Source organism: Pseudomonas sp. UBA1879 (genome assembly GCF_002338065.1).
Lineage (GTDB): Bacteria > Pseudomonadota > Gammaproteobacteria > Pseudomonadales > Pseudomonadaceae > Aquipseudomonas.
Window position 1 is genome coordinate 120,241 of sequence record NZ_DDHJ01000001.1, and the last position, 23,151, is coordinate 143,391.

Consider the following 23,151-nt stretch of genomic DNA (forward strand, 5'->3'; position numbering starts at 1 on the left):
ACTGTGAGCCGCGCGCTCGACCCACGGCCGCAGAGCCGAGTCATGAGGAAGACACCATGAAATACCGCCTGGGCGATGCCCGCGTCGAAGCCCACCCGCAGAGCTGGATTGCGCCGACCGCTACCTTGATCGGCAACGTCCGTTTGCAGGCCAATGCCAGCGTCTGGTTCGGTGCGGTGCTGCGGGGCGACAACGAGTTGATCGACATCGGCGAGAACAGCAACGTACAGGATGGCACCGTGATGCACACCGACATGGGCTCGCCGCTGACCATCGGCAAAAACGTGACCATCGGCCATAACGTCATGCTCCACGGCTGCACGGTGGACGACAACACGCTGATCGGCATCAATTCGGTCATCCTCAACGGTGCGAAGATTGGCAAGCACTGCATCATCGGCGCCAATTCGTTGATCGGCGAAGGCAAGGTGATCCCCGACGGCTCGCTGGTCATGGGCTCTCCGGGCCGGGTCGTGCGGGAACTGACCGAGGCGCAGAAGAAAATGCTCGAAGCCAGCGCCGCGCACTACGTTCACAACGCCCAGCGTTACGCCCGTGACCTGGCGCCGCAGGAAGACTGATGAGCGCCGATCTGCCCCCTCATGAAAAACCGGTTCGCTCGCCATGTGTAAGCATCTGTGCGCTTGATGATGCAGATATCTGCGTCGGCTGCCAGCGCACGGTCCAGGAAATCACTGGCTGGAGCCGAATGAGCAACGACGAACGACGTGCCGTATTGGTGCTGTGCGACGAACGCGCGCGGGCGGGTGGGGCGATGTTTTCGGTAGGCCAGGCTTAGCATGTTCTTTTGTGAGAGCCGACTTGCTGGCGAATGCGATGGGTCACATATGAATAAGTCGTCTGACACCATGCCTTCGCCAGCAAGCCGGCTCCCACGGATACAACGTCGGTGCAGATTTTATGACCTAGGCATGACCCTTGTGAGAGCGGACTTGCTGGCGAATGCGATGGGTCAGATATGGAAGAAGTCGTCTTACACCATGCGTTCGCCAGCAAGCCGGCTCCCACGGATACAACGTCGGGGCAGATTTTATGACCTAGGCATGACCCTTGTGGGAGCCGGCTTGCTGGCGAATGCGGTTTGCCAGCGAGCATAGAATCTCCCACAACGATCATCTTCACCCTTGCATCATCCGTCACCCGCCGCACCCCATCCCCCGGCCTTCATGGTAAATTGCGCGCCTTTCTCCCCTGCGGTTGCTCGCACATGGCGGGCTGCCCTCGATATCTGCTCCACGAGGACCTGAGATGACTCAAATCGGAACTCCACTGTCGCCGACCGCGACCCGCGTTTTGCTCTGCGGTTGCGGCGAGCTTGGCAAGGAAGTGGTGATCGAACTGCAACGCTTGGGCGTTGAAGTGATTGCCGTCGACCGTTACGCCAACGCTCCGGCCATGCAGGTCGCGCACCGCAGCCATGTGATCAACATGCTCGACGGCGCCGCACTGCGGGCTGTGATCGAAGCGGAGAAACCGCATTACATCGTCCCGGAAATCGAGGCCATTGCGACCGCCACGCTGGTCGAGCTGGAAGCCGAAGGCTTCACCGTGATCCCCACCGCACGCGCCACGCAACTGACCATGAACCGCGAAGGCATCCGCCGTCTGGCTGCTGAAGAACTTGACCTGCCGACCTCGCCGTATCACTTTGCCGACACCTTCGAAGACTACAAAAAGGCTGTCGAAGACCTGGGCTTCCCGTGTGTCGTCAAGCCGGTCATGAGTTCGTCGGGCAAAGGCCAGAGCCTGCTGAAAACCGAGGCTGACGTGCAGAAGGCCTGGGACTACGCCCAGGAGGGCGGTCGCGCAGGCAAGGGTCGGGTGATCATCGAAGGCTTCATCGACTTCGATTACGAAATCACCCTGCTGACCGTGCGTCACGTTGGCGGCACCACCTTCTGTGCGCCGGTCGGCCATCGTCAGGAGAAGGGCGACTATCAGGAATCCTGGCAGCCCCAGGCCATGAGCCCGGCGGCATTGGCAGAGTCCGAGCGCGTGGCCAAGGCCGTGACAGAGGCGCTGGGCGGCCGCGGGCTGTTTGGCGTCGAGCTGTTCATCAAGGGCGATCAGGTGTGGTTCAGCGAAGTTTCCCCGCGCCCCCATGACACCGGTCTGGTCACGCTGATTTCTCAGGACCTGTCGCAATTCGCGCTGCACGCCCGCGCCATCCTCGGCCTGCCGATCCCGTTGATTCGTCAGTTCGGCCCTTCGGCCTCGGCCGTGATTCTGGTGGAAGGCCAATCGACCCAGACCGCATTCGCCAATCTGGAACAGGCACTGAGCGAGCCAGACACCGCGCTGCGCCTGTTCGGCAAGCCGGAAGTCAACGGCCAGCGCCGCATGGGCGTGGCGTTGGCACGTGACGAGTCCATCGAAGCCGCACGCCGCAAGGCGACCCGCGCGTCGATGGCAGTGAAGGTACAGCTGTAACATCCCCACAACCAAAAACGGCGCCCTCAGAGGCGCCGTTTTTGTTTGTGCTGCAACTGATTCAGGCCTACTGCGCACTCTTGTAGGAGTGAGCTTGCTCGCGATAGCGGCGTGTCTGAGAGGATGGAGATGTCTTAGCCAACGCCATCGCGAGCAAGCTCACCCCTACAGAGGGGTCGTGACCCGGCAGGGATACGCCCCAGGCACTACCTGACCGTATCCAGATCCGCATGCCGGGTTTCTTTCAAACACAACACCGCAATCAGACTCAACAGCGCCGCCGCCGACACATACCCGCCGACCCAACTCAGGCCGCCCATTTCCACCAATTGTTGCGCGAAGAACGGCGCCACCGAGGCGCCGACGATGCCGCCAATGTTGTAGGCCGCCGACGCGCCGGTGTAACGCACCCGTGTGGGAAAGAGCTCAGGCAGCATTGCCCCCATCGGGGCGAAGGTCACGCCCATCAGGAACAGCTCGATGGAGAGGAACAGCGTCACTGCCCACGTGGTGCCGTGGGTCAGCAACGGCTGCATCAGAAAGCCTGAGAGAATCGCCAGCACGCCGCCGATGATCAACACCGGTTTGCGCCCGAAACGGTCGCTGGCCCAGGCGGACAGCGGCGTGGCCAACGCCATGAACAGCACTGCGAAACACAGCATGGCCAGGAACGATTCGCGGCTGTAGCCCAAGGATTTGACCCCGTAGCTCAGCGAGAACACCGTCGAGATGTAGAACAGCGCGTAGCACACCACCATCGACGCCGCGCCCAGCAGCATCGGTGCCCAATATTGCGCGAACAGCTCGGCAATCGGCATTTTCAGGCGTTCGTGACGCGCAATGGCCTTGGCGAAAATCGGTGTTTCTTCAAGCTTCAAGCGCACATAGAGGCCGATCACCACCAGCACAGCGCTGAGCAGGAACGGGATGCGCCAGCCCCAGGAGCGGAATTGCTCGTCGTCCAAGGTCACGGCCAGCGTCAGAAACAGCCCGTTGGCGGCGAGGAAGCCAATTGAAGGCCCAAGTTGCGGGAACATGCCGAACCACGCCCGCTTGCCTTTCGGCGCATTCTCGGTGGCCAGCAACGCCGCGCCGCCCCATTCGCCACCCAGCCCAAGCCCCTGACCGAAGCGCAACACGCACAACAGAATCGGCGCCCATGAACCGATGGCCGCGTAACCCGGCAACACGCCGATCAGCGTGGTGCAGATGCCCATCAGCAGCAGCGAAGCGACCAGTGTGGACTTGCGACCGATGCGGTCGCCAAAGTGACCAAACAGTAGCGAACCCAACGGACGCGCGAGAAAGGCGATGCCGAAGGTCAGAAAGGCCGACAGCATCTGTGCGGTGCTGGACGTCTGCGGGAAGAACACCGGGCCGATCACCAGCGCAGCGGCGGTGGCGTACACGTAGAAATCGTAGAACTCGATGGCAGTGCCGATGAAGCTGGCCGTGGCCACGCGGGCCGCGGAATTGGCCGGAGGTGCGGCGGTTTCGTCGCTCGGCGGGTAAGTGGAGGTGCTGGTCATTGGGGTGTCCCTGGCAGTCATGTCACCTCTCAGCGGGGGACGAAGCGTCCTGCGCGCGCTGGGGCAAACGTTAATTGTTGTGGGTGCAGCGCTGAACAGACTAGCCCGGATCCGGGCAAGGGCGTTGACTCAGGGTGAGAGCGGGCGCCAGGGAGGTGCGTGATGAGGTCAGGCTGAGTGACTGGCCGACTCACGCATCGTGCGGGTAGCACGCGGGTCGGCGGGGCTGGGTAAGCGGCTCGATTATAGGAAGGGGTTCAGCGCGGAAACAAGTGTTTCAGAGATGCCGCGTGCGCTTCAAATGACGTCCTTGGTCCGGCTGTTCTGCCACATCAGCACGCGGGTGACGCGGTTGTCCTCGGTTTCGAGGGTTTCCAGTCGATACGGGCCGATCTTCAAACACACCGAGCTGTCGGGAATGCTTTCCAGTGCTTCGGTGATCAGGCCATTGAGGGTCTTGGGACCGTCAGCGGGCAGGTGCCAGCCAAGGGTCTTGTTCAGGTCGCGAATCGACGCCGCGCCTTCCACCACCAGGCGGCCGTCCGGCTGCGGGTGAATGTGTGGATTGTCGAGGGACTGCTCGCTTTCGAACTCGCCCACAATTTCTTCGAGGATGTCTTCCAGGCTGACGATGCCCTGAACTTCGCCGTATTCATCCACCACCACGCCCATGCGGCGCTGCTGCTTGTGAAAATTCAGCAATTGCAGTTGAAGCGGCGTGCTTTCGGGGACGAAGTAAGGCTCGTAGCACGCGGCTTTCAGCGCTTCTTTGGTCAACTGACCCCGTGGCAGCAGGTGGCTGATCATTCGGGTATTGAGCACGCCTTCGACCTGATTGATGTCGTTGTGGTAGACCGGCAGGCGCGTGTGTCGCGAGATGATCAGCTTGTCGGTGATCTCTTCAAGGGTGTCGTCCAGATTGATGCCATCCACTTCGCTGCGCGGGACCAGAATGTCGTTCACCGTCATGCTGTCCAGCGCATGAATCCCGGAGGCGACCCGCGAGCGCCCGTACTGGCTTTCGTTGTCCTGATAGATCGCAGGGCCCATCTCGTCGTCGTCATCGGTCGCGCTGTCCGGGCGGCGCTTGGACAGAAAAGGGCGCAACAGCACTTTGGCGATGTTCTTGTACAGCCAGGTCAAGGGTCGCAGAAGCCGCATCGGAATACGCAGCACGTTGTTACCCAGCAACAGAATGGCTTCGGGGCGACGCGCAGCGAGTTTGCGCGGGATGAATTCAGTGACGATCACCAGCACGCTGGCGACCCCCAGCCAAGCGATCACCGGGCCATGGTAGTACCACTCACCGATTGCAAGCAGCGTGGCCAGTACCGTGATCAGCACCTTGATCAGCGTGTTGCCCAGAATCAGGCTGTTCAGGTTGAACGCCAATACCGGCTTGGGCGGTTCGGTCGAGCGCGGGTTGATCTGCACCGCCCGTAGGTTGTAGTGCGCCGCTTCCACGGCAGTGAACAGGGCGGACCACAGCGTGAGCAGGACGAGAAGCGCGAGCATCGTGCCGTTGGGCAGGTTTTCCATGGTCGGCGCCTGTCAGATGTGCAGGATGTATTCGCGTACGAGCTTGCTGCCGAAGTAGGCCAGCATCAACAGCAGGAATCCGCCCAACGTCCAGCGAATCGCCTTGTGTCCGCGCCAGCCGAGGCGCGTACGGCCCCAGAGCAGCACGCTGAACACAATCCACGCCAGGATCGACAGCAGGGTCTTGTGCACCAGATGCTGAGCGAAAAGGTTCTCGACAAACAGCCAGCCGGAAACCAGCGACATCGACAGCAGCGTCCAGCCCGCCCAGAGGAAACCAAACAGCAGGCTTTCCATGGTTTGCAGCGGCGGAAAATTCTTGATCAGCCCCGCAGGGTGTTTGTTCTTGAGCTGACGGTTCTGCAACAGCAGCAACAGTGCCTGGAACGCGGCGATGGTGAACATGCCGTAGGCGAGGATGGACAGCAGAATATGGCCAATCAGACCCTGTTCGCCGAGGATGGGTTGGAGGGTACCGCTGGGGGCGAATTGCGCCATCAGGCTCGTCAACAGGCCAAGCGGGAACAGCAGGATCAGCAGGATTTCCACGGGGATGCGTATGCACGCCAGCATGGTCACGATGATCACCGCCACCGCGATCAGGCTGGCCGCACTGAAGAAGTCCAGCCCAAGGCCGATCGGGCGCACCAATTGACCAAATAGCGCACTGGCCTGACAGGCGACGGCAAGGGTGCCGATCAGGCACAGCAGCCATTTGTCGGCCTTCTTGCCTTGGCGCAGGCGGATACCTTGATAGAGGGTCGCAGCGGCGTACAGCACGGCGGCGACGAGGCTGAATAGCAAACTCGGTGACAAGGGGAACATAGATCCTGATGGGCGAGCCCGAAAGCCGCTGAGTTTGGCATAGAACCCACCACACACGAAAGACCACAGAAGCAGACGCCGTGGTGTCCGTGAGGCAGACTCTTCGCTATAATCCGCGACCTGCTCAAGCCACAGGCTCGCCGAGCGCCGTTCCCTCTATATATGTGTCGCGTTCGCGCGCCATATTCAGGAGTCATCACGGCGCGGCGCCGCATCAACTGGGGTTCGCACGAACTCAAAGGATCACGCATGTTTGAAAATCTGACAGATCGTCTCTCACAGACGCTGCGCCAGGTCACCGGCAAGGCCAAGCTGACCGAGGACAACATCAAGGACACTCTGCGTGAAGTGCGTATGGCGCTGCTCGAAGCCGACGTCGCCTTGCCGGTGGTCAAGGATTTCGTCAATCGCATCAAGGAGCGTGCGGTCGGCACCGAGGTGTCGCGCAGCCTGACACCGGGCCAGGCGTTCGTGAAGATCGTCCAGGCCGAGCTGGAAGAGATGATGGGGGCTGCCAATGAAGAGCTCACCCTCAACGTCGCGCCGCCAGCGGTGATCCTGATGGCGGGTCTGCAGGGCGCGGGTAAAACTACCACTGCGGGCAAGCTGGCCAAATTCCTCAAAGAACGCAAGAAGAAAACCGTGATGGTGGTCTCAGCCGACGTCTACCGTCCTGCGGCGATCAAACAGCTGGAAACCCTGGCTAACGACATTGGCGTGACGTTCTTCCCGTCTGACATCAGCCAGAAGCCAGTGGCTATCGCTGAAGCGGCTATTAAAGAAGCCAGGCTGAAATTCATCGACGTGGTGATCCTTGACACCGCCGGCCGTCTGCACATCGACGCCGAGATGATGGGTGAGATCCAGGCGCTGCACGCGGCAGTCAAACCGGCTGAAACCCTGTTCGTGGTCGACGCCATGACCGGTCAGGACGCCGCCAACACGGCCAAGGCCTTCGGCGACGCGCTGCCCCTGACCGGTGTGATCCTGACCAAGGTCGATGGCGACGCACGGGGTGGCGCCGCGCTGTCGGTGCGGGCGATCACCGGCAAGCCGATCAAATTCATCGGTATGGGCGAGAAAAGCGAGGCGCTGGAGCCGTTCCACCCCGATCGTATCGCCTCGCGCATTCTCGGCATGGGTGACGTGCTCAGCCTGATCGAACAGGCCGAACAGACCCTCGACAAGGAAAAGGCCGACAAACTGGCCAAGAAGCTGAAGAAGGGCAAGGGCTTCGACCTCGAAGACTTCCGCGATCAGCTGCAACAGATGAAAAACATGGGCGGCCTTGGCGGCCTCATGGACAAGTTGCCGAGCATTGGCGGCATGAACCTGTCGCAGATGGGCAATGCCCAGAATGTCGCCGAGAAGCAGTTCAAGCAGATGGAAGCCATCATCAACTCGATGACCCCGGCCGAGCGCCGCGACCCCGAGCTGATCAGCGGTTCGCGCAAGCGCCGTATCGCCATGGGGTCCGGTACTCAGGTGCAGGACATCGGGCGTCTGATCAAGCAGCACAAGCAGATGCAGAAGATGATGAAGAAGTTCTCGACCAAAGGCGGCATGGCCAAAATGATGCGCGGCATGGGCGGTATGCTCCCCGGCGGCGGCATGCCCAAGATGTGATTCGCACCGCGCGGGGCCTGATCCCGCGTGTCCTACTTTGGGAAAACCTTCCCATTGGCCTGCTTCGGCAGGCGCTTAATGGCCGTCGATGCTGACGGCTCCCTGGCAGATCTTGATGGCCTTGCGGTTCGCGCCGGAAAAAGTCATTTGCAAAAGTCCGGATATTCCTTAGAATATGCGGCCTTTCGGGCACCCATGCCCGCTGTGCATCTTAGATTTGCAGCACCGACTACAGGAATTTTGTTCAATGCTAACAATCCGTCTTGCCCTTGGCGGCTCCAAAAAGCGCCCGTTCTACCACCTGACTGTGACCGACAGCCGTAACCCACGCGACGGTTCGCACAAGGAACAAATCGGTTTCTTCAACCCGGTCGCCCGTGGTCAGGAAATCCGTCTGTCCGTGAACCAAGAGCGCGTTGCCTACTGGCTGAGCGTTGGTGCACAACCTTCTGAGCGTGTTGCTCAGTTGTTGAAGGAATCTGCCAAGGCTGCGGCCTGAGCAATATGAACGCGACGCCAGCTTCTGCCGACGATTTGATCGTCATCGGCAAGATTTATTCGGTACATGGCGTTCGTGGCGAAGTGAAGGTGTATTCCTTTACTGATCCGACTGAAAACCTGTTGCAGTACAAAACCTGGACGCTCAAGCGCGAAGGGAGTGTGAAGCAGGTTGAGCTGGTCAGCGGGCGCGGGAGCGACAAGTTCCTGGTCGCGAAGCTCAAGGGTCTCGATGACCGCGAAGAAGCTCGGCTTCTGGCGGGTTACGAGATCTGCGTGCAACGCAGCATGCTGCCTGATCTGACCGACGGCGAGTACTACTGGTACCAGCTCGTAGGTTTGAAGGTCATCGACCACCTTGGGCAATTGCTCGGGAAAATCGATCATCTTCTGGAAACCGGCTCGAACGATGTAATGGTGGTCAAGCCCTGCGCAGGCAGTCTGGATGATCGCGAGCGCTTGTTGCCCTACACAGAGCAATGCGTGTTGGCCGTCGATCTGGTTGCAGGCGAGATGAAGGTGGATTGGGACGCGGATTTCTAAGCAATGGCTAGCCTGCGCATAGAAGTCATCAGTTTGTTTCCCGAGATGTTCTCCGCCATCAGTGAATACGGCATTACCAGCCGTGCGGTGAAACAGGGGCTGTTGCAGCTCACCTGTTGGAATCCGCGGGACTACACCACGGATCGGCATCACACCGTGGACGATCGCCCGTTTGGCGGTGGACCTGGCATGGTGATGAAGATCAAGCCCCTGGAAGATGCTCTGGTTCAGGCCAGGCAAGCAGCGGGGGATGCGGCGAAGGTGATTTACCTGTCGCCACAAGGCCGCAAGCTGGATCAGTCTGCGGTACGCGAGTTGGCGCAGGAAGAAGTACTCATCCTGATTGCTGGTCGTTATGAAGGCATTGACGAGCGCTTTATTGAGGCTCATGTCGATGAAGAGTGGTCGATTGGAGACTATGTGTTGTCTGGCGGTGAGTTGCCGGCCATGGTCCTGATAGATGCGGTTACGCGACTGCTGCCTGGAGCTTTAGGGCATGTGGATTCCGCGGAGGAAGACTCCTTCACGGATGGTCTGCTGGATTGCCCGCACTACACCCGACCGGAGGTGTATGCGGATCAGCGTGTTCCCGACGTGTTGCTAAGTGGCAATCACGCACACATCCGGCGTTGGCGTTTACAGCAGTCCCTTGGGCGGACCTATGAACGACGCGCCGATCTTCTGGAAAGCCGCTCGCTTTCTGGAGAAGAGAAGAAGCTGCTGGCGGAATACCTCCGTGAGCGGGACGATAGTTAACGTATCGATGGTAGATCCGACTGATTTACCTTAGGAGCACAGCATGACTAACAAAATCATTCTTGCACTCGAAGCAGAGCAGATGACTAAAGAGATCCCTCCCTTTGCCCCGGGCGACACCATTGTCGTTCAGGTGAAAGTGAAGGAAGGCGACCGTTCGCGTCTGCAAGCGTTCGAAGGCGTTGTTATCGCCAAGCGTAACCGTGGTGTGAACAGTGCTTTCACTGTTCGTAAAATCTCCAACGGTGTTGGCGTTGAGCGTACTTTCCAGACCTACAGCCCGCAAATCGACAGCATGGCTGTGAAACGTCGCGGTGACGTTCGCAAGGCCAAGCTGTACTACCTGCGTGACCTGTCCGGTAAAGCAGCTCGCATCAAGGAAAAACTGGTTTAATCCCAGTCTTTCGATGCCAAAAGAAGCAGCCTACGGGCTGCTTTTTTTATGCCTGTTGAACATGTTCAGGCCGCACTCAATCTGTGGGAATGAGCTTGCTCACGAATGCGGTATCAGCTGCAAAAAACTGTCGGCTGGATAGCCCTTATCATCAGCAAGCGCACTCCCACAGATCATGTCTGTGCGGACGATTTTGTATCGTACTGACGGATATGAAAGACTCCCACCGTTCTCCCTTCGCTCAAGTCTGACTCCATGCCCGCTTTAGACCATCCCATGATCGACCGCTTCCTCGACGCCCTGTGGCTGGAGAGAGGGTTGTCTGACAATACCCGTGATGCGTATCGCAGCGATCTCGCGCTGTTCAACGGCTGGTTGCAGGAGCGAAGCATTGACCTGATGGGCGTAGGGCGCGGAGTGATTTTTGATCATCTCGCCTGGCGAGTGGACAACGGTTACAAAGCACGCTCTTCTGCACGATTCCTTTCCGGTGTGCGAGGGTTTTATCGTTATTTGCTGCGGGAAAAGCTGATTGCCGTCGATCCCACGCTGCAGGTCGACATGCCGCAGCTGGGCAGGCCTTTGCCTAAATCGTTGTCCGAAGCGGACGTCGAAGCCCTGCTGGGCGCACCTGACCTGAGTGAAGCCATCGGCCAGCGCGACCGCGCGATGCTGGAAGTGCTGTATGCCTGTGGGCTGCGGGTCACGGAACTGGTGAGCCTGACCCTTGAGCAGGTCAACTTGCGTCAGGGTGTATTGCGCATCATGGGCAAAGGCAGCAAAGAGCGTCTGGTGCCGATGGGGGAGGAGGCCATTGTCTGGGTCGAGCGCTATCTGCGCGACGGTCGACAGGAGTTGCTCAATGGCCGCCCCAGTGATGTTCTGTTTCCCAGCTTGCGCGGCGAACAGATGACTCGGCAGACGTTCTGGCATCGCATCAAACTCCAGGCCAAGGTCGCAGGCATTGGCAAATCCCTGTCGCCGCATACCTTGCGCCACGCCTTCGCCACGCATCTGCTCAACCATGGGGCTGATCTTCGCGTGGTTCAAATGCTGCTGGGGCACAGTGATTTGTCCACCACGCAGATCTACACCCACATCGCTCGCGCCCGCCTACAAGAGCTGCATGCAAAACACCACCCTCGCGGGTAATTTTGCTGCCGGAATTTACGACGAGTCTTACATCAGTCGGCGTCGGCCTCGCGGGCCTTATGTGATAGGCTTTGCCGGTTTCGCAGATTGGGGTTTGAAAACCTCCCCGACACGCCCGCGTTCGTCGTTTTCAATCCCATCCGTCTGCCCACCGCTCGAGGAGTTTTCATGCGCGTGACTCGTTTTATCGGTGCAGCCGCCGTAGCGCTCGCCAGTACGTTCAGCCTGTTCGCCCACGCCGATGACGCGTCCGACAAGGCCATTCGCAAGACCCTGGAATCACTGAACCTGGAAATCCCGGTCGAGAGCATCTCCAGCAGCCCGCTCAATGGTCTGTACGAGGTCAATCTCAAAGGCGGTCGCGTACTCTATGCCAGTGCTGACGGGCAGTTCGTGATGCAGGGCAACCTGTACCAGATTCAGGGCGGCAAGCCAGTCAATCTGACCGAGAAGGTCGAGCGTCAGGCGATCTCCAAGACTATCAACGGTATTCCGACCGGGGAGATGGTGGTCTACCCGGCGGTTGGTGAGACCAAGTCGCATATCACGGTCTTTACCGACACCACTTGCCCGTATTGCCACAAACTGCACGGTGAAGTGCCGGAGCTGAACAAGCGTGGTATCGAAGTCCGTTACGTCGCCTTCCCGCGTCAGGGCCTGGGTTCGCCGGGTGATGAACAACTGCAAGCCGTGTGGTGCTCCAAGGACCGCCGTGATGCCATGGACCGCATGGTCGATGGCAAGAACATCAAGGCGCCCAAGTGCGATAACCCGGTCACCAAGCAGTTCGAGATCGGCCAGGCGATCGGTGTGAACGGCACGCCGGCCATCGTGCTGGCAGACGGTCAAGTGATTCCGGGTTACCAGCCTGCGCCACAAGTGGCAAAATTGGCGTTGAGCGCCGCCAAGTAATCCATAAACCAGTTCAACAGCGAGCCGCCCTGTATGGCGGCTGTTTTCACGGTCGGCCCGCGCCGGTCGTTTTACGGGGAGTTCATAGTGAAACCGGTCAAAGTAGGCATCTGTGGGCTGGGTACTGTCGGTGGCGGTACCTTCAATGTGCTAAAGCGTAACGCCGAGGAAATTGCCCGCCGTGCCGGGCGTGGAATCGAAGTGGCGCAAATCGCCATGCGTTCGCCAAACCCCGATTGCCAGATTACCGGTACCCCGATCACGACCGACGTTTTCGACGTCGCCAGCAACCCCGACATCGACATCGTGATCGAGCTGATCGGCGGCTACACCGTGGCCCGCGAGCTGGTCCTCAAGGCCATCGAGAATGGCAAGCATGTGGTCACCGCCAACAAGGCGCTGATCGCTGTTCACGGCAACGAAATCTTCGCCAAGGCCCGTGAAAAAGGCGTCATTGTGGCCTTCGAAGCTGCGGTGGCTGGCGGCATCCCTGTGATCAAGGCCATCCGTGAAGGCCTTTCTGCCAACCGTATCAACTGGGTGGCGGGCATTATCAACGGCACCGGTAACTTCATCCTCACCGAAATGCGCGAGAAGGGCCGTACCTTTCCGGACGTGCTGGCTGAAGCCCAGGCATTAGGGTATGCCGAAGCCGACCCGACGTTCGACGTCGAGGGCATCGACGCCGCGCACAAGTTGACTATCCTGGCGTCCATCGCCTTCGGGATCCCGCTGCAATTCGATAAGGCCTACACCGAAGGCATCACCAAACTGACCACGGCGGATGTGAATTACGCCGAAGCGTTGGGTTACCGCATCAAGCACCTGGGCGTGGCCCGCAGCACGTCGGCCGGTATCGAGTTGCGCGTGCACCCGACGTTGATCCCGGCGGATCGCCTGATCGCCAACGTCAACGGCGTGATGAACGCGGTGATGGTCAACGGCGACGCCGCGGGTTCGACGCTGTTCTACGGTGCAGGCGCTGGCATGGAACCGACCGCTTCGTCCGTGGTTGCAGACCTTGTGGATGTGGTGCGTGCCCTGACCACCGACCCTGAAAATCGCGTACCGCACCTCGCCTTCCAGCCGGATTCGCTGTCTGCGCACCCGATCCTGCCGATCCAGGACTGTGAGAGCGCCTATTACCTGCGCATTCAGGCCAAGGACCATCCGGGCGTGCTGGCCCAGGTCGCCAGCATCCTGTCCGAGCGGGGCATCAATATCGAATCGATCATGCAGAAAGAGGCCGAGGAACAAGATGGCCTGGTGCCGATGATTCTGCTGACCCATCGCGTGGTCGAGCAGCGCATCAACGATGCCATTCAGGCGCTGGAGGCGCTGGAAGGCGTGGCCGGCCCGGTCGTTCGTATTCGCGTCGAACACCTAAATTAAAAGCAGCTGCGAGCTTTGAGCTGCAAGATTCAAGCAAGATCAAAATCACATTGCGGTGAGCTTCCTGACGCAGGCTGAAAGTGAAAACGGATTCGCTTTTACTTGTAGCTTGCAGCTCGAAGCTCGCCGCTCAAACCAAAGGTTTGCCCCAATGCGCTATATCAGTACTCGCGGCCAGGCGCCGGCCCTGAACTTTGAAGATGTGCTGCTCGCCGGTCTCGCCACCGATGGCGGTCTGTACGTTCCGGAAAACCTGCCACGCTTCACTCAGGAAGAAATCGCGTCGTGGGCCGGTCTGCCTTATCACGAACTGGCGTTCCGCGTGATGCGGCCGTTCGTCACCGGCAGCATTCCGGACGCCGACTTCAAGAAAATTCTCGAAGAAACCTACGGCGTTTTTGCTCACAGCTCCGTAGCCCCGCTGCGTCAATTGAACGGCAACGAATGGGTCATGGAGCTGTTCCACGGCCCGACGCTGGCGTTCAAGGACTTTGCCTTGCAGCTGCTGGGTCGCCTGCTGGATTACGTGTTGGAGAAACGCGGCGAGCGCGTGGTGATCATTGGCGCAACGTCCGGTGATACGGGGTCTGCCGCCATCGAAGGCTGCCGCCGTTGCGAAAACGTCGACATCTTTATCCTGCACCCGAACAAGCGTGTGTCGGACGTCCAGCGCCGCCAGATGACCACCATCTTTGGCGAAAACATCCACAACATCGCCATCGAAGGCAACTTCGACGACTGCCAGGAAATGGTGAAGAACAGTTTTGCCGACCAGGGCTTCCTGAAAGGCACGCGACTGGTGGCGGTGAACTCGATCAACTGGGCGCGGATCATGGCGCAGATCGTTTATTACTTCCATGCCGCGCTGCAACTGGGCGGGCCGGCGCGATCGGTGGCGTTCTCGGTGCCGACCGGCAACTTTGGTGACATCTTCGCCGGCTACCTGGCGCGCAACATGGGTCTGCCCATCAGTCAGTTGATCGTCGCGACCAACCGCAACGACATTCTGCACCGCTTCATGAGCGGCAATCAGTACGTCAAGGAAACCCTGCACGCCACGTTATCGCCTTCCATGGACATCATGGTGTCGTCGAACTTCGAACGTCTGTTGTTCGACATGCACGGCCGTAACGGCGCTGCGATTGCCGAGCTGATGTCGAGCTTCAAGCAGGGTGGCGGTTTCAGCGTCGCGGAAGATCGCTGGACCGAAACACGCAAGCTGTTCGACTCCCTGGCGGTCAGCGACGAGCAAACCTGCGAAACCATCGCAGAAGTCTTCGCCAGCACCGGCGAGGTGCTGGATCCGCACACCGCCATCGGCGTCAAGGCAGCCCGCGATTGCCGCCGCAGCCTCGACACCCCGATGGTGATCCTGGGCACTGCGCACCCGGTCAAGTTTCCGGAAGCCGTCCAAAAGGCAGGTGTAGGAAAAGCGCTCGAGCTGCCTGCACATTTGTCTGATTTGTTCGAGCGGGATGAGCGGTGCACCGTGCTGCCGAACGACCTGAAAGCCATGCAGGCGTTTGTCAGCCTGCACGGCAATCGCGGCAAACCGCTCTGACGGTATCGCCGTGTAACAACTAAGGCCCGCCCCTCGGCGGGCCTTCTTGTTCATGCGTGCCACACTTGCGCGAGATTTCTGATTTTTCGCGATCAACAAGTGGCGGTAGACAACATGAACATGGACACACAGGGAGTGCCCGTCCAGACCCCAATTCTTCGATATCTGCTGTGCGCAATGATGCTGCTGGCGGGTATCTGGAGCCGAGCAGGGCAGGGCGCCGAAAGCCTGCCCTTCGTAGTGGGCGCTCCATTCCTCGCACAACAGCCCATGGCGCTCGAAGCCTTCGAACGCAAGTGGCTGCAACAACACAAAACACTTCGCGTCGGCATCTCGATCGACGACTACGAACCTGTCGACATCACCAGCGACCGCAATCGCTATCAGGGCGTCAGTGCCGATTATCTGAGCCTGATCAGTGCCAAACTGGGCGTTCCTGTGCTCGTGACGGGGTTTGCCAAGCGGGACCAGGCTGTCGCGGCGCTGCTGGCCGGAAAGGTCGACGTCTTGACCAGCGCCAGCGGCTATGAGCGGGCGGTGGGTGGGTTGGCGTTCACCCAGGATTACTTGCCCGACCGGACGGTGGTGGTAGGGCGCCATAACGACCCTTCGCTGACGACTTCGCTGAGCGGCAAGCGCGTTGCGCTACTGGAGGGGTATGCCGATGCCAAACGCGTAGACCGACTGTACCCAGACAGCGAAATCATTTTGGCGCCTTCCATGTTCAGCGCGATGGAAGCGCTGGCCCAGGGCGACGTCGACGCGTTCATTGGAAATGAAGTGATCGCGCGTGCCTACACTGCCCTGCGGCCTTACCTGGGATTGAGCATCAAGTCTGAAAGCTTGCTGCCCGTGGGCGGCTTTGCGTTTGCGACTCGCAAAGATCGCGACACGTTATTAGCGTTGCTGAATCGGGCGCTGGGGGATCTGGATGAGTCGGTGACCCGGGAAATCCAGAGCCGCTGGATCGTAGGCCTTGGTGCCGATGTGGAAAAGCAGCGCATCCACCTCAGCGCCGCCGAGCGGCAATGGGTTCGCAAGCATCCCCAGGTCATGGTGGGGTCTACCCTGCATCCGCCGTATATCTATCAAGATGCCAACGGTCAGTGGGTCGGGCTGAACATCGACATTCTCAATCGCATTTCGCGCATGACGGGGCTCAATTTCGTTCATGAGGCGATGCCTTCCACCCAAACTGCACTGGATGCATTGGCATCGGGATCGGTCGACATGAATACGACCCTGGCTGAAACCTCCGAGCGGAGGATGTATCTGAATTTCAGCTATGCCTACGGCGGCAACAGTTGGGTTTACGTGGTCCGTGCGGATAACGACCGACCCGTGAGCCTGGCCGAGATGTCCGGAAAAGTCCTGGCGATGCCAGCCCGTCACGCACTGCTGGAGTTCATTCGCACCCGCTACCCCGACGTCCAATTGGCCTTGGTGCCGACCTACGCAGAAGCCCGGCGATGGGTGGAGACCGGGCAGGCTGAGGCGACGATTCAAAACGAGGCGGGGGCGTGGACGGGACTCTCCAGTCAGCTGAAAGTGGGTCGGAGCGTGGAGGGCTTATGGTCACCGGACCGTTTTGCCGTGATCAAGACCGAGCCCGAACTGTTGAGCATCCTGAACAAGGCGCTGGATGAGTTTCCAGTGGCCGAGATGCGGGCCATCCGAATGAAGTGGTTGGGCACAATCACGTCCCAGCCGACGCTTCCGGAGCGCGTACCGTACTGGGTGTATTGGCTGCTCGCGCTGGCCATGCTGCTGGGACTGGTGTCGCTGCTCTGGAGCAGCCGGTTGAAATTGCAGGTGCATCATCGATTGATGGCCGAAATGCACCTCAATGACCAATTGGCCTTCAAGCGCGCATTGTTCGATGGCATCCCGAACCCTATCTACGTGCGAGACCTTCAAGGACGATTGATCTCCTGTAACCGCAGCTACGAAGAAAGCTTCGGTATCAGTTATGAACAGATGAATGGTCGGCGTCTGATCGACGTCGATCTCATTCCGCAGGAGACGGCAGAGCAGATGCATGCCGACTACATGAATCTGTTGCAGACACAGCAACCGGTGTTCACGGAGCGCCGCATGCTGCTCTCAGGCCGCGTCATCGAGGCCTGGCAATGGACGGTTCCGTTCTATGACGCCGACGGACAGTTGCAAGGGCTGCTGGGAGGGTGGCTCGACATTAGCGAATGTAAACGGCTTGAACGCGACCTGCGCCAAGCGGAGCAGAGGAGCTGTGCGACGCGGGCGTCGTTGGCCAGCATTCGCCAGGACATTCGTGAGCCACTGGCAACCCTCTTGGGATTGCTTGAGGTCGAACGTGAGTACGCGTCGGGTCGCGATCAGGCGTCGTCTGCGCGGTTGGAGGCAGCCCAGCGTTCTGCGCATGAGGTGGCGACACTGGTAGATACCCTTCCGGCTCAGTGCGCTGGCGGGCCGTCAAAAGACTGAATTCTGTCTGTCACATTCGCTAGGCATGCTCCAGTGACAAGGGAGGGCGGAGTGGCCCGCCCCAAGGCAGTTCAAACCGCATCGCGAGCAAGCTCACGCCTACAGTCGACCGCGTTTCACCAGACAAAAGCCGGTTCATCTGTAGCAGTGCAGCTTGCCCCGCGATCTGCCGGGCACTGGCAGGAAGTCCGGCGAATGCCGTCTATCGGGTGCGATGCGCTTTCCAAGTTCACGACTGCTTTGCAGAGGCAAAAGAACTTTCCGCTTCTGCCGATGGTCATTGATAAGCACCTTTGCATTCAAACTGTTGAGTGGTGATCCAGATGGAAAATATCAGCTTATTGCTAAGCGAAGCACTGGCACCTTATCAGGCGAGCCTGGGGGCTGCCGGGGTTCAGGGCGAGCGTCTGGTGACGCTGAAAAATGCAGCCGGTGCGACCGTGATCGAGCGTGTCTATTCCGCTGCACAGCTGTGTGACAAGCGCCAATTGACCGATGTGGTCGATGGTCTGCACCGTGATTTGATGGTGGCTGAAGGCCGTATCGAGCCTTGCGTCATCGCCGCGATGCGAAATGCGACACAGGTCAACAATTTCGCAGCGCGTCAGGGTTTTGTCTGACGCCCGGGGAACCTTATCGATTACATAGGCTCCTATCCATTACGGCAGGCGCAGGCATTGTGCTCCGGTGTTTATGTTGCCTGCCGTACGGGTCCAAGATGGACCACGGTTGACCCCGAGCAGTCTCCCCGCTGCTCGGGGTTTCTTTTTGCCTGGGGTTTTTCAATGCTCCGCCTCATCGAAGAAGGTCTTGGCGTCCCGAAGGTACTGCTGCTTGTCGACCATCCATTCGGAATAGAACGAGACCAGTTCAGTAGTGCGCAGTGTGCGCATTTCGCGGTTGATGATCTCGATTGCCGCACGGCCTTTGTCGGTCTTCGAACAACCAAAGTGGGCGAACTGGTATTTGGGTGCACCCCTGACCGGGAAAAACTCCAGTTCCTCTAGCGGAATGCCCTGTTGCTGAGCGTGATACCGGGCTTCGGGCCAATAGCTGATCAGCGCCTGGAAACGGTCCAGTCGCTCCATTTGCAACATGCTGCCCACCGCCGCATTGCCGTAGTGCAGGATCAGATTGTCGGGTAATGAAGTGCTTCGCAGGATCTTGTCGATGGTCGGGCCGTAGCTGCGCTCTGCGACGATACCGGTCTTGACTGTGTCGCTCTCCAACAGTGCTGCCAGGTCAAGGTACCCTTCGTTGTCCACAAACGGCGCGAACCTAGCGTGATGCCTGCGCTCGATCGTCACGCCGTTGCCGGGCGTTGCGTAGGTGGGGATTGAGAACAGAATCGTTTTGGCCCGTTCCGGCGTCCAAAGCAGCGTCGGATCGCAGGCGAATACGTCCGGATCTTGCAGCATTTGCGTTCCCCGCGCGCAGTTCACGTGCATGATCTGATGGTTGTACTCCGGCATGCGTGCGATCAATTCAGGCATCAACCTGTCGATCGCCCCCTGACCGGTTTGCGGGCCGGTGAAGATGGTCAGGGGCGGGAAGTCGCGCAGCAGCCAAATGAGCGTGTCCTTGGCGTGTGCGGTGCGAGGGCTCGCACTCAACACAGACGCAATGAGCATGACGAGAATGCCGAGTCTGTGGGCGCGGCCGCAACGTTTGACCATCCGTCGATGTAGATCCCGAAAATACTGACTGAGGTTCAAGCCGCGGCCCTCCACACCATCCGGTCTGACTTCGCAACGGCCTACTCTGTGAACATCACGATAGTGGGTCTTGCCCCAACGTATCGGCGGTGTGGTTCATTTGTTTAACACCCGTGACCCACGATTGAGTAAAGCAGCCTGTCAGCGGTGCGCACGGCGATTTTGTCCGGCCGGGCGATCAATCGGTGAGTTCGGTCGTTCAACAGGGCGTGCATCGGTTAGACTTGGCGCCTTTCCTGTCCTTCAGAAGCCCGTTCATGGCCCAGCCGTCCACGACCTACAAATTCGAACTGAACCTCACCGACCTCGACCGCGGGGTTTACGAAAACGTCAAACAGACCATCGCCCGTCACCCTTCCGAAACCGAAGAGCGCATGACCGTGCGCCTGCTGGCCTACGCCTTCTGGTACAGCGAGCAGCTGTCGTTTGGCCGCGGTCTGTCCGATGTCGATGAACCTGCCTTGTGGGAAAAAAGTCTGGATGATCGCGTGCTGCACTGGATCGAAGTCGGTCAACCCGACGCCGACCGTCTGACGTGGTGCTCCCGGCGTACCGAGCGCACCAGCCTGCTGGCATACGGCAGCCTGCGCGTGTGGGAAGGCAAGATCGTCCCAGCGGTCAAGACCCTGAAAAACGTCAACATAGCCGCCGTGCCCCAGGAAGTGCTGGAAACGTTGGCCAAAGACATGCCCCGCGTCATCAAGTGGGACGTGATGATCAGCGAAGGCACGATTTTCGTGACCGACGATCGTGGTCAGCACGAAGTGCAACTGCAATGGCTGGCCGGCGAGCGCGGCTGATCGCCAGCCTCGCCACTCCCGACCGACTCAGCTCCAACCGAACATATCAGCGGAACCCGCATGCGCATCGAATCACGCCAGTTGCCCGACACCTTGCCCTTTCTCGGTGACCTGCCGCCCTTGTTGACCCGTCTGTATGCCGCGCGCGGCGTGCTGTCGCAGGATGAACTGGACAAGGGATTGGCCAGGCTGATTCCGTACCAGCAGCTCAAGGGCATCGATGCTGCCGTGGACTTGCTGGTGACTGCGCTGCAACGACGTCAGCGCATTCTGATCGTCGGTGACTTTGATGCCGATGGCGCAACGGCCAGCACGGTCGGGGTGTTGGGACTGCGGCTGCTGGGCGCGGCTCACGTCGATTATCTGGTGCCGAACCGCTTCGAATACGGCTATGGGTTAACCCCGGAAATCGTCAAGGTCGCCCTTGAGCGCCGGCCCGAGCTGTTGATGACCGTAGACAATGGCATCTCCAGCGTCGAGGGCGTGGCGGCCGCCAAAGCGGCGGGTCTGCAGGTGCTGGTGACTGACCACCATTTACCGGGACATGAACTGCCGGCTGCCGATGCCATCGTCAACCCGAATCAGCCTGGATGCACCTTCCCGAGTAAAGCCCTGGCGGGCGTTGGCGTCATCTTTTACGTGCTGATGGCCCTGCGCGCACGTTTGCGTGAATTGGGATGGTTCGAGGCCAACGGTCGCACTCAGCCGAACCTTGGCGAGCTGCTGGATCTGGTGGCGCTAGGCAGTGTGGCCGACGTGGTTCCACTGGACGCCAATAACCGCATCCTGGTGCATCAGGGGCTCATGCGAATCCGCGCCGGTCGTGCGCGCCCAGGGTTGCGCGCGATTCTGGAAGTCGCTCGCCGCGATCCGTCGCGCATCACCTCCACAGACCTTGGCTTCATTCTCGGACCGCGTTTGAACGCGGCAGGTCGCCTGGACGACATGAGCCTGGGCATCGAATGCCTGCTGTGCGAGGACGAAACCCTGGCGCGGGAAATGGCCGTGCAACTGGACGAGCTGAATCAGGACCGCAAGTCCATCGAACAGGGCATGCAGCGCGAAGCGCTGGCGCAGTTGAAGGACTTGCCTGTCGAGTCCATGCCGTTCGGGCTGTGTTTGTACGAAGCCGAGTGGCATCAGGGCGTGATCGGGATTCTCGCGTCGCGCCTTAAAGAACGCTATCACCGGCCCACCATAGCCTTCGCCAGTGCGGGGGAGGGTGTGTTGAAAGGCTCGGCGCGCTCAGTGCCGGGGTTTCACATTCGCGATGCGCTGGATGCCGTTGCCGCGAAGCATCCTGAGTTGATCAGCAAGTTTGGCGGTCATGCGATGGCGGCGGGTCTGTCGCTGCCGGCTGAAAATTTTCCGGCGTTTGCGGACGCGTTCGATGCTGAGGTGCGCCGTCAATTGACGGAAGAGGACCTAACGGGGCGGTTACTGTCTGATGGCACGCTGGCCGTCGAAGAGTTTCACCTCGAGCTGGCGCGCGCGCTGCGCAACGCCGGGCCTTGGGGCCAGCATTTTCCGGAGCCGTTGTTCCATGGCGTGTTTCAGTTGGTTGAGCAGCGGGTGGTGGGCGAGCGACACCTGAAAATGGTGCTCAAGACCGAATGCGGCAGCGTGAAGCTCGAGGGTATTGCGTTCAGTGTCGATCGTGATGTGTGGCCCAATCCGACCGTGCGTTGGGTCGAACTCGCCTACAAGCTGGACCTCAACGAGTTTCGGGGCAACGAAACAGTGCAGCTCATGGTGGCGCACATCTCGCCGCGATGATTTCACGCGAAACAGCTGGAACCCCCGCTTCTTTCAGCTTGTCGACTAGGCTCTAGGTTCAGAACGACGGACCTTCCCATGCGACTTCGAGAGGTGCCCATGAGCCTGCTGCTTGAACCTTTTACCCTGCGTCAACTGACCTTGCGCAACCGCATCGTGGTGTCGCCAATGTGTCAGTACTCCTGCAAAGACGGTCTGGCCAATGACTGGCACCTGGTCCACCTCGGCAGCCGAGCGGTGGGCGGTGCAGGGCTGATCTTCACTGAAGCCGCCGCCGTGACTGAGGACGGCCGTATCACCCCGGAAGACCTCGGGCTGTGGAACGACGAGCAGATCGAACCGCTGCAGCGCATTACCCGTTTCATTAACGCGCAGGGCGCCGTGGCCGGTATTCAGTTGGCCCACGCCGGACGCAAAGCCAGTACCTGGCGTCCTTGGCTGGGCAAGCAAGGCAGCATTCCGGTTGATCAAGGCGGTTGGACGCCTTGGGGACCGTCGAAGGTGGCATTCGATCCTAAACACACGCTGCCCACGCCGCTGGATGCCCAGCAGATCAAAGAGGTCATTGAAGCCTTCGTGGCAGCCGCTAAACGTGCATTGACGGCAGGTTTCAAAGTGGCAGAAATCCATGCCGCCCATGGTTATCTGCTGCACCAGTTTTTGTCGCCAGTGAGTAACCAGCGGCAGGACGAATACGGCGGTTCGTTCGAGAATCGCATTCGTCTGACACTGGAAGTCACCGAGGCTGTCCGCGCAGTCTGGCCGCAGGAACTGCCGTTATTCGTTCGCGTGTCGGCCACCGATTGGGTGGAAGATGGCTGGAACCCGGATGAGACGGTCGAGTTGGCCAAGCGCTTGAAGACATTGGGTGTCGATCTGGTGGACGTGTCGTCGGGCGGGACCGCGGCGAATGCCGAGATTCCAGTGGGGCCTGGTTATCAAACGGCGTTCGCGGGCCGAGTGCGCGAGGAGTCGGGCATTGCCACAGGGACGGTCGGCATGATCACCGAGCCCTATCAAGCGGATACGATTCTGCGCACGGGGCAGGCCGATTTGATCCTGTTGGCCCGTGAGTTGTTGCGTGATCCTTATTGGCCGTTGCACGCCGATGATGATCTGGGCGGCCGCCAAGCGGTCTGGCCTGCGCAGTACCAGCGCGCGACGCATCGGGATCAGCCGATTCACGAGTCGGATTTGCGGGATTGATCGCGGCCTTAAG

At 59.8% G+C, this 23,151-nt stretch carries 20 protein-coding genes and 1 pseudogene; 17 read left to right on the forward strand and 4 right to left on the reverse strand.

Annotated elements, in window-relative coordinates:
- The first annotated feature begins 56 nt into the window (after positions 1-56).
- The 3 genes from B3N48_RS00555 to purT all read left to right on the forward strand — a co-directional run bounded on the left by B3N48_RS00555 (position 57) and on the right by purT (position 2,451).
- Positions 57-581, forward strand: a complete 525-nt coding sequence (locus B3N48_RS00555) for a gamma carbonic anhydrase family protein (protein WP_296178338.1) — start codon at positions 57-59, stop codon at positions 579-581.
- Positions 581-799, forward strand: a complete 219-nt coding sequence (locus B3N48_RS00560) for a DUF1289 domain-containing protein (protein ID WP_296178339.1) — start codon at positions 581-583, stop codon at positions 797-799. Before B3N48_RS00555 ends, B3N48_RS00560 begins: the two co-directional genes overlap by 1 nt.
- A 470-nt stretch (positions 800-1,269) precedes the next feature.
- Positions 1,270-2,451: a formate-dependent phosphoribosylglycinamide formyltransferase gene (purT, locus tag B3N48_RS00565; RefSeq protein ID WP_296178341.1), complete on the forward strand. Its 1,182-nt coding sequence runs from the start codon at positions 1,270-1,272 to the stop codon at positions 2,449-2,451.
- Positions 2,452-2,657: 206 nt separating this feature from the next.
- Here purT and B3N48_RS00570 read toward each other — a convergent pair whose 3' ends face one another.
- From B3N48_RS00570 to B3N48_RS00580, 3 genes are all read right to left on the reverse strand, one after another.
- Positions 2,658-3,980, reverse strand: coding sequence for an MFS transporter (locus B3N48_RS00570; protein WP_296178344.1), 1,323 nt, complete (start codon positions 3,978-3,980; stop codon positions 2,658-2,660).
- 297 nt (positions 3,981-4,277) lie between these two features.
- Complete coding sequence (locus B3N48_RS00575) at positions 4,278-5,519, reverse strand: CNNM domain-containing protein (RefSeq protein WP_296178346.1); 1,242 nt, start codon at positions 5,517-5,519, stop codon at positions 4,278-4,280.
- A gap of 12 nt (positions 5,520-5,531) precedes the next feature.
- On the reverse strand, positions 5,532-6,344 hold the full coding sequence (locus B3N48_RS00580) for a cytochrome C assembly family protein (RefSeq protein ID WP_296178348.1): 813 nt from the start codon (positions 6,342-6,344) through the stop codon (positions 5,532-5,534).
- Positions 6,345-6,593: 249 nt separating this feature from the next.
- Between B3N48_RS00580 and ffh the strand changes: the two genes are divergently transcribed.
- The 11 genes and pseudogenes from ffh (at position 6,594) to B3N48_RS00635 (ending at position 18,261) form a co-directional block, all read left to right on the forward strand.
- Positions 6,594-7,970: a signal recognition particle protein gene (ffh, locus tag B3N48_RS00585; RefSeq protein WP_296178350.1), complete on the forward strand. Its 1,377-nt coding sequence runs from the start codon at positions 6,594-6,596 to the stop codon at positions 7,968-7,970.
- A gap of 247 nt (positions 7,971-8,217) precedes the next feature.
- Positions 8,218-8,469 (forward strand): 30S ribosomal protein S16, encoded by a 252-nt coding sequence (gene rpsP / locus B3N48_RS00590; protein ID WP_110949946.1) that lies wholly within the window; start codon positions 8,218-8,220, stop codon positions 8,467-8,469.
- 5 nt (positions 8,470-8,474) lie between these two features.
- Entirely contained in the window at positions 8,475-9,011 is a 537-nt protein-coding gene (gene rimM, locus B3N48_RS00595; protein ID WP_296178357.1) for a ribosome maturation factor RimM, read from the forward strand.
- Positions 9,012-9,014: 3 nt separating this feature from the next.
- Positions 9,015-9,767 (forward strand): tRNA (guanosine(37)-N1)-methyltransferase TrmD, encoded by a 753-nt coding sequence (gene trmD, locus B3N48_RS00600; RefSeq protein WP_296178360.1) that lies wholly within the window; start codon positions 9,015-9,017, stop codon positions 9,765-9,767.
- Between the two features lie 43 nt (positions 9,768-9,810).
- Positions 9,811-10,161 (forward strand): 50S ribosomal protein L19, encoded by a 351-nt coding sequence (gene rplS, locus B3N48_RS00605; protein WP_008018567.1) that lies wholly within the window; start codon positions 9,811-9,813, stop codon positions 10,159-10,161.
- 255 nt (positions 10,162-10,416) lie between these two features.
- Positions 10,417-11,313 (forward strand): site-specific tyrosine recombinase XerD, encoded by an 897-nt coding sequence (xerD, locus tag B3N48_RS00610; protein WP_296178368.1) that lies wholly within the window; start codon positions 10,417-10,419, stop codon positions 11,311-11,313.
- Positions 11,314-11,481: 168 nt separating this feature from the next.
- A complete protein-coding gene (gene dsbC / locus B3N48_RS00615) occupies positions 11,482-12,225 on the forward strand; it encodes a bifunctional protein-disulfide isomerase/oxidoreductase DsbC (protein ID WP_296178371.1) in 744 nt (247 codons plus the stop codon).
- 87 nt (positions 12,226-12,312) lie between these two features.
- The gene (locus B3N48_RS00620; RefSeq protein WP_296178374.1) at positions 12,313-13,617 is read left to right on the forward strand and encodes a homoserine dehydrogenase; all 1,305 of its coding nucleotides are present in this window, start codon (positions 12,313-12,315) and stop codon (positions 13,615-13,617) included.
- A gap of 151 nt (positions 13,618-13,768) precedes the next feature.
- Positions 13,769-15,178 (forward strand): threonine synthase, encoded by a 1,410-nt coding sequence (thrC, locus tag B3N48_RS00625; protein ID WP_296178377.1) that lies wholly within the window; start codon positions 13,769-13,771, stop codon positions 15,176-15,178.
- 180 nt (positions 15,179-15,358) lie between these two features.
- A pseudogene (locus tag B3N48_RS00630) lies at positions 15,359-17,596 on the forward strand (transporter substrate-binding domain-containing protein); the annotation flags it as partial.
- 368 nt (positions 17,597-17,964) lie between these two features.
- On the forward strand, positions 17,965-18,261 hold the full coding sequence (locus tag B3N48_RS00635) for a DUF3509 domain-containing protein (RefSeq protein ID WP_296178378.1): 297 nt from the start codon (positions 17,965-17,967) through the stop codon (positions 18,259-18,261).
- Positions 18,262-18,423: 162 nt separating this feature from the next.
- On the opposite strand, the gene B3N48_RS00640 is transcribed toward B3N48_RS00635, so the two are convergent.
- The gene (locus tag B3N48_RS00640) at positions 18,424-19,272 is read right to left on the reverse strand and encodes a TIGR02285 family protein (protein WP_296178380.1); all 849 of its coding nucleotides are present in this window, start codon (positions 19,270-19,272) and stop codon (positions 18,424-18,426) included.
- 341 nt (positions 19,273-19,613) lie between these two features.
- Here B3N48_RS00640 and B3N48_RS00645 point away from each other — a divergent pair, with 341 nt between their 5' ends.
- The 3 genes from B3N48_RS00645 (at position 19,614) to B3N48_RS00655 (ending at position 23,138) form a co-directional block, all read left to right on the forward strand.
- Positions 19,614-20,156, forward strand: a complete 543-nt coding sequence (locus tag B3N48_RS00645; protein ID WP_296178382.1) for a YaeQ family protein — start codon at positions 19,614-19,616, stop codon at positions 20,154-20,156.
- Positions 20,157-20,216: 60 nt separating this feature from the next.
- The gene (gene recJ / locus B3N48_RS00650) at positions 20,217-21,932 is read left to right on the forward strand and encodes a single-stranded-DNA-specific exonuclease RecJ (protein WP_296178384.1); all 1,716 of its coding nucleotides are present in this window, start codon (positions 20,217-20,219) and stop codon (positions 21,930-21,932) included.
- 99 nt (positions 21,933-22,031) lie between these two features.
- On the forward strand, positions 22,032-23,138 hold the full coding sequence (locus tag B3N48_RS00655) for an NADH:flavin oxidoreductase/NADH oxidase (RefSeq protein WP_296178386.1): 1,107 nt from the start codon (positions 22,032-22,034) through the stop codon (positions 23,136-23,138).
- Positions 23,139-23,151 lie beyond the last annotated feature (13 nt).

Coding starts and splice junctions, on each gene's coding strand:
- ffh (WP_296178350.1), top strand. CDS start 6,594: ATGTTTGAAAATCTGACAGATCGTCTCTCACAGACGCTGCGCCAGGTC.
- B3N48_RS00640 (WP_296178380.1), bottom strand. CDS start 19,272: ATGCTCATTGCGTCTGTGTTGAGTGCGAGCCCTCGCACCGCACACGCC.
- thrC (WP_296178377.1), top strand. CDS start 13,769: ATGCGCTATATCAGTACTCGCGGCCAGGCGCCGGCCCTGAACTTTGAA.
- B3N48_RS00570 (WP_296178344.1), bottom strand. CDS start 3,980: ATGACCAGCACCTCCACTTACCCGCCGAGCGACGAAACCGCCGCACCT.
- purT (WP_296178341.1), top strand. CDS start 1,270: ATGACTCAAATCGGAACTCCACTGTCGCCGACCGCGACCCGCGTTTTG.
- B3N48_RS00575 (WP_296178346.1), bottom strand. CDS start 5,519: ATGGAAAACCTGCCCAACGGCACGATGCTCGCGCTTCTCGTCCTGCTC.
- B3N48_RS00655 (WP_296178386.1), top strand. CDS start 22,032: ATGAGCCTGCTGCTTGAACCTTTTACCCTGCGTCAACTGACCTTGCGC.
- rplS (WP_008018567.1), top strand. CDS start 9,811: ATGACTAACAAAATCATTCTTGCACTCGAAGCAGAGCAGATGACTAAA.
- B3N48_RS00580 (WP_296178348.1), bottom strand. CDS start 6,344: ATGTTCCCCTTGTCACCGAGTTTGCTATTCAGCCTCGTCGCCGCCGTG.
- B3N48_RS00555 (WP_296178338.1), top strand. CDS start 57: ATGAAATACCGCCTGGGCGATGCCCGCGTCGAAGCCCACCCGCAGAGC.
- xerD (WP_296178368.1), top strand. CDS start 10,417: ATGCCCGCTTTAGACCATCCCATGATCGACCGCTTCCTCGACGCCCTG.
- recJ (WP_296178384.1), top strand. CDS start 20,217: ATGCGCATCGAATCACGCCAGTTGCCCGACACCTTGCCCTTTCTCGGT.
- B3N48_RS00645 (WP_296178382.1), top strand. CDS start 19,614: ATGGCCCAGCCGTCCACGACCTACAAATTCGAACTGAACCTCACCGAC.
- rimM (WP_296178357.1), top strand. CDS start 8,475: ATGAACGCGACGCCAGCTTCTGCCGACGATTTGATCGTCATCGGCAAG.
- B3N48_RS00635 (WP_296178378.1), top strand. CDS start 17,965: ATGGAAAATATCAGCTTATTGCTAAGCGAAGCACTGGCACCTTATCAG.
- rpsP (WP_110949946.1), top strand. CDS start 8,218: ATGCTAACAATCCGTCTTGCCCTTGGCGGCTCCAAAAAGCGCCCGTTC.
- B3N48_RS00560 (WP_296178339.1), top strand. CDS start 581: ATGAGCGCCGATCTGCCCCCTCATGAAAAACCGGTTCGCTCGCCATGT.
- trmD (WP_296178360.1), top strand. CDS start 9,015: ATGGCTAGCCTGCGCATAGAAGTCATCAGTTTGTTTCCCGAGATGTTC.
- dsbC (WP_296178371.1), top strand. CDS start 11,482: ATGCGCGTGACTCGTTTTATCGGTGCAGCCGCCGTAGCGCTCGCCAGT.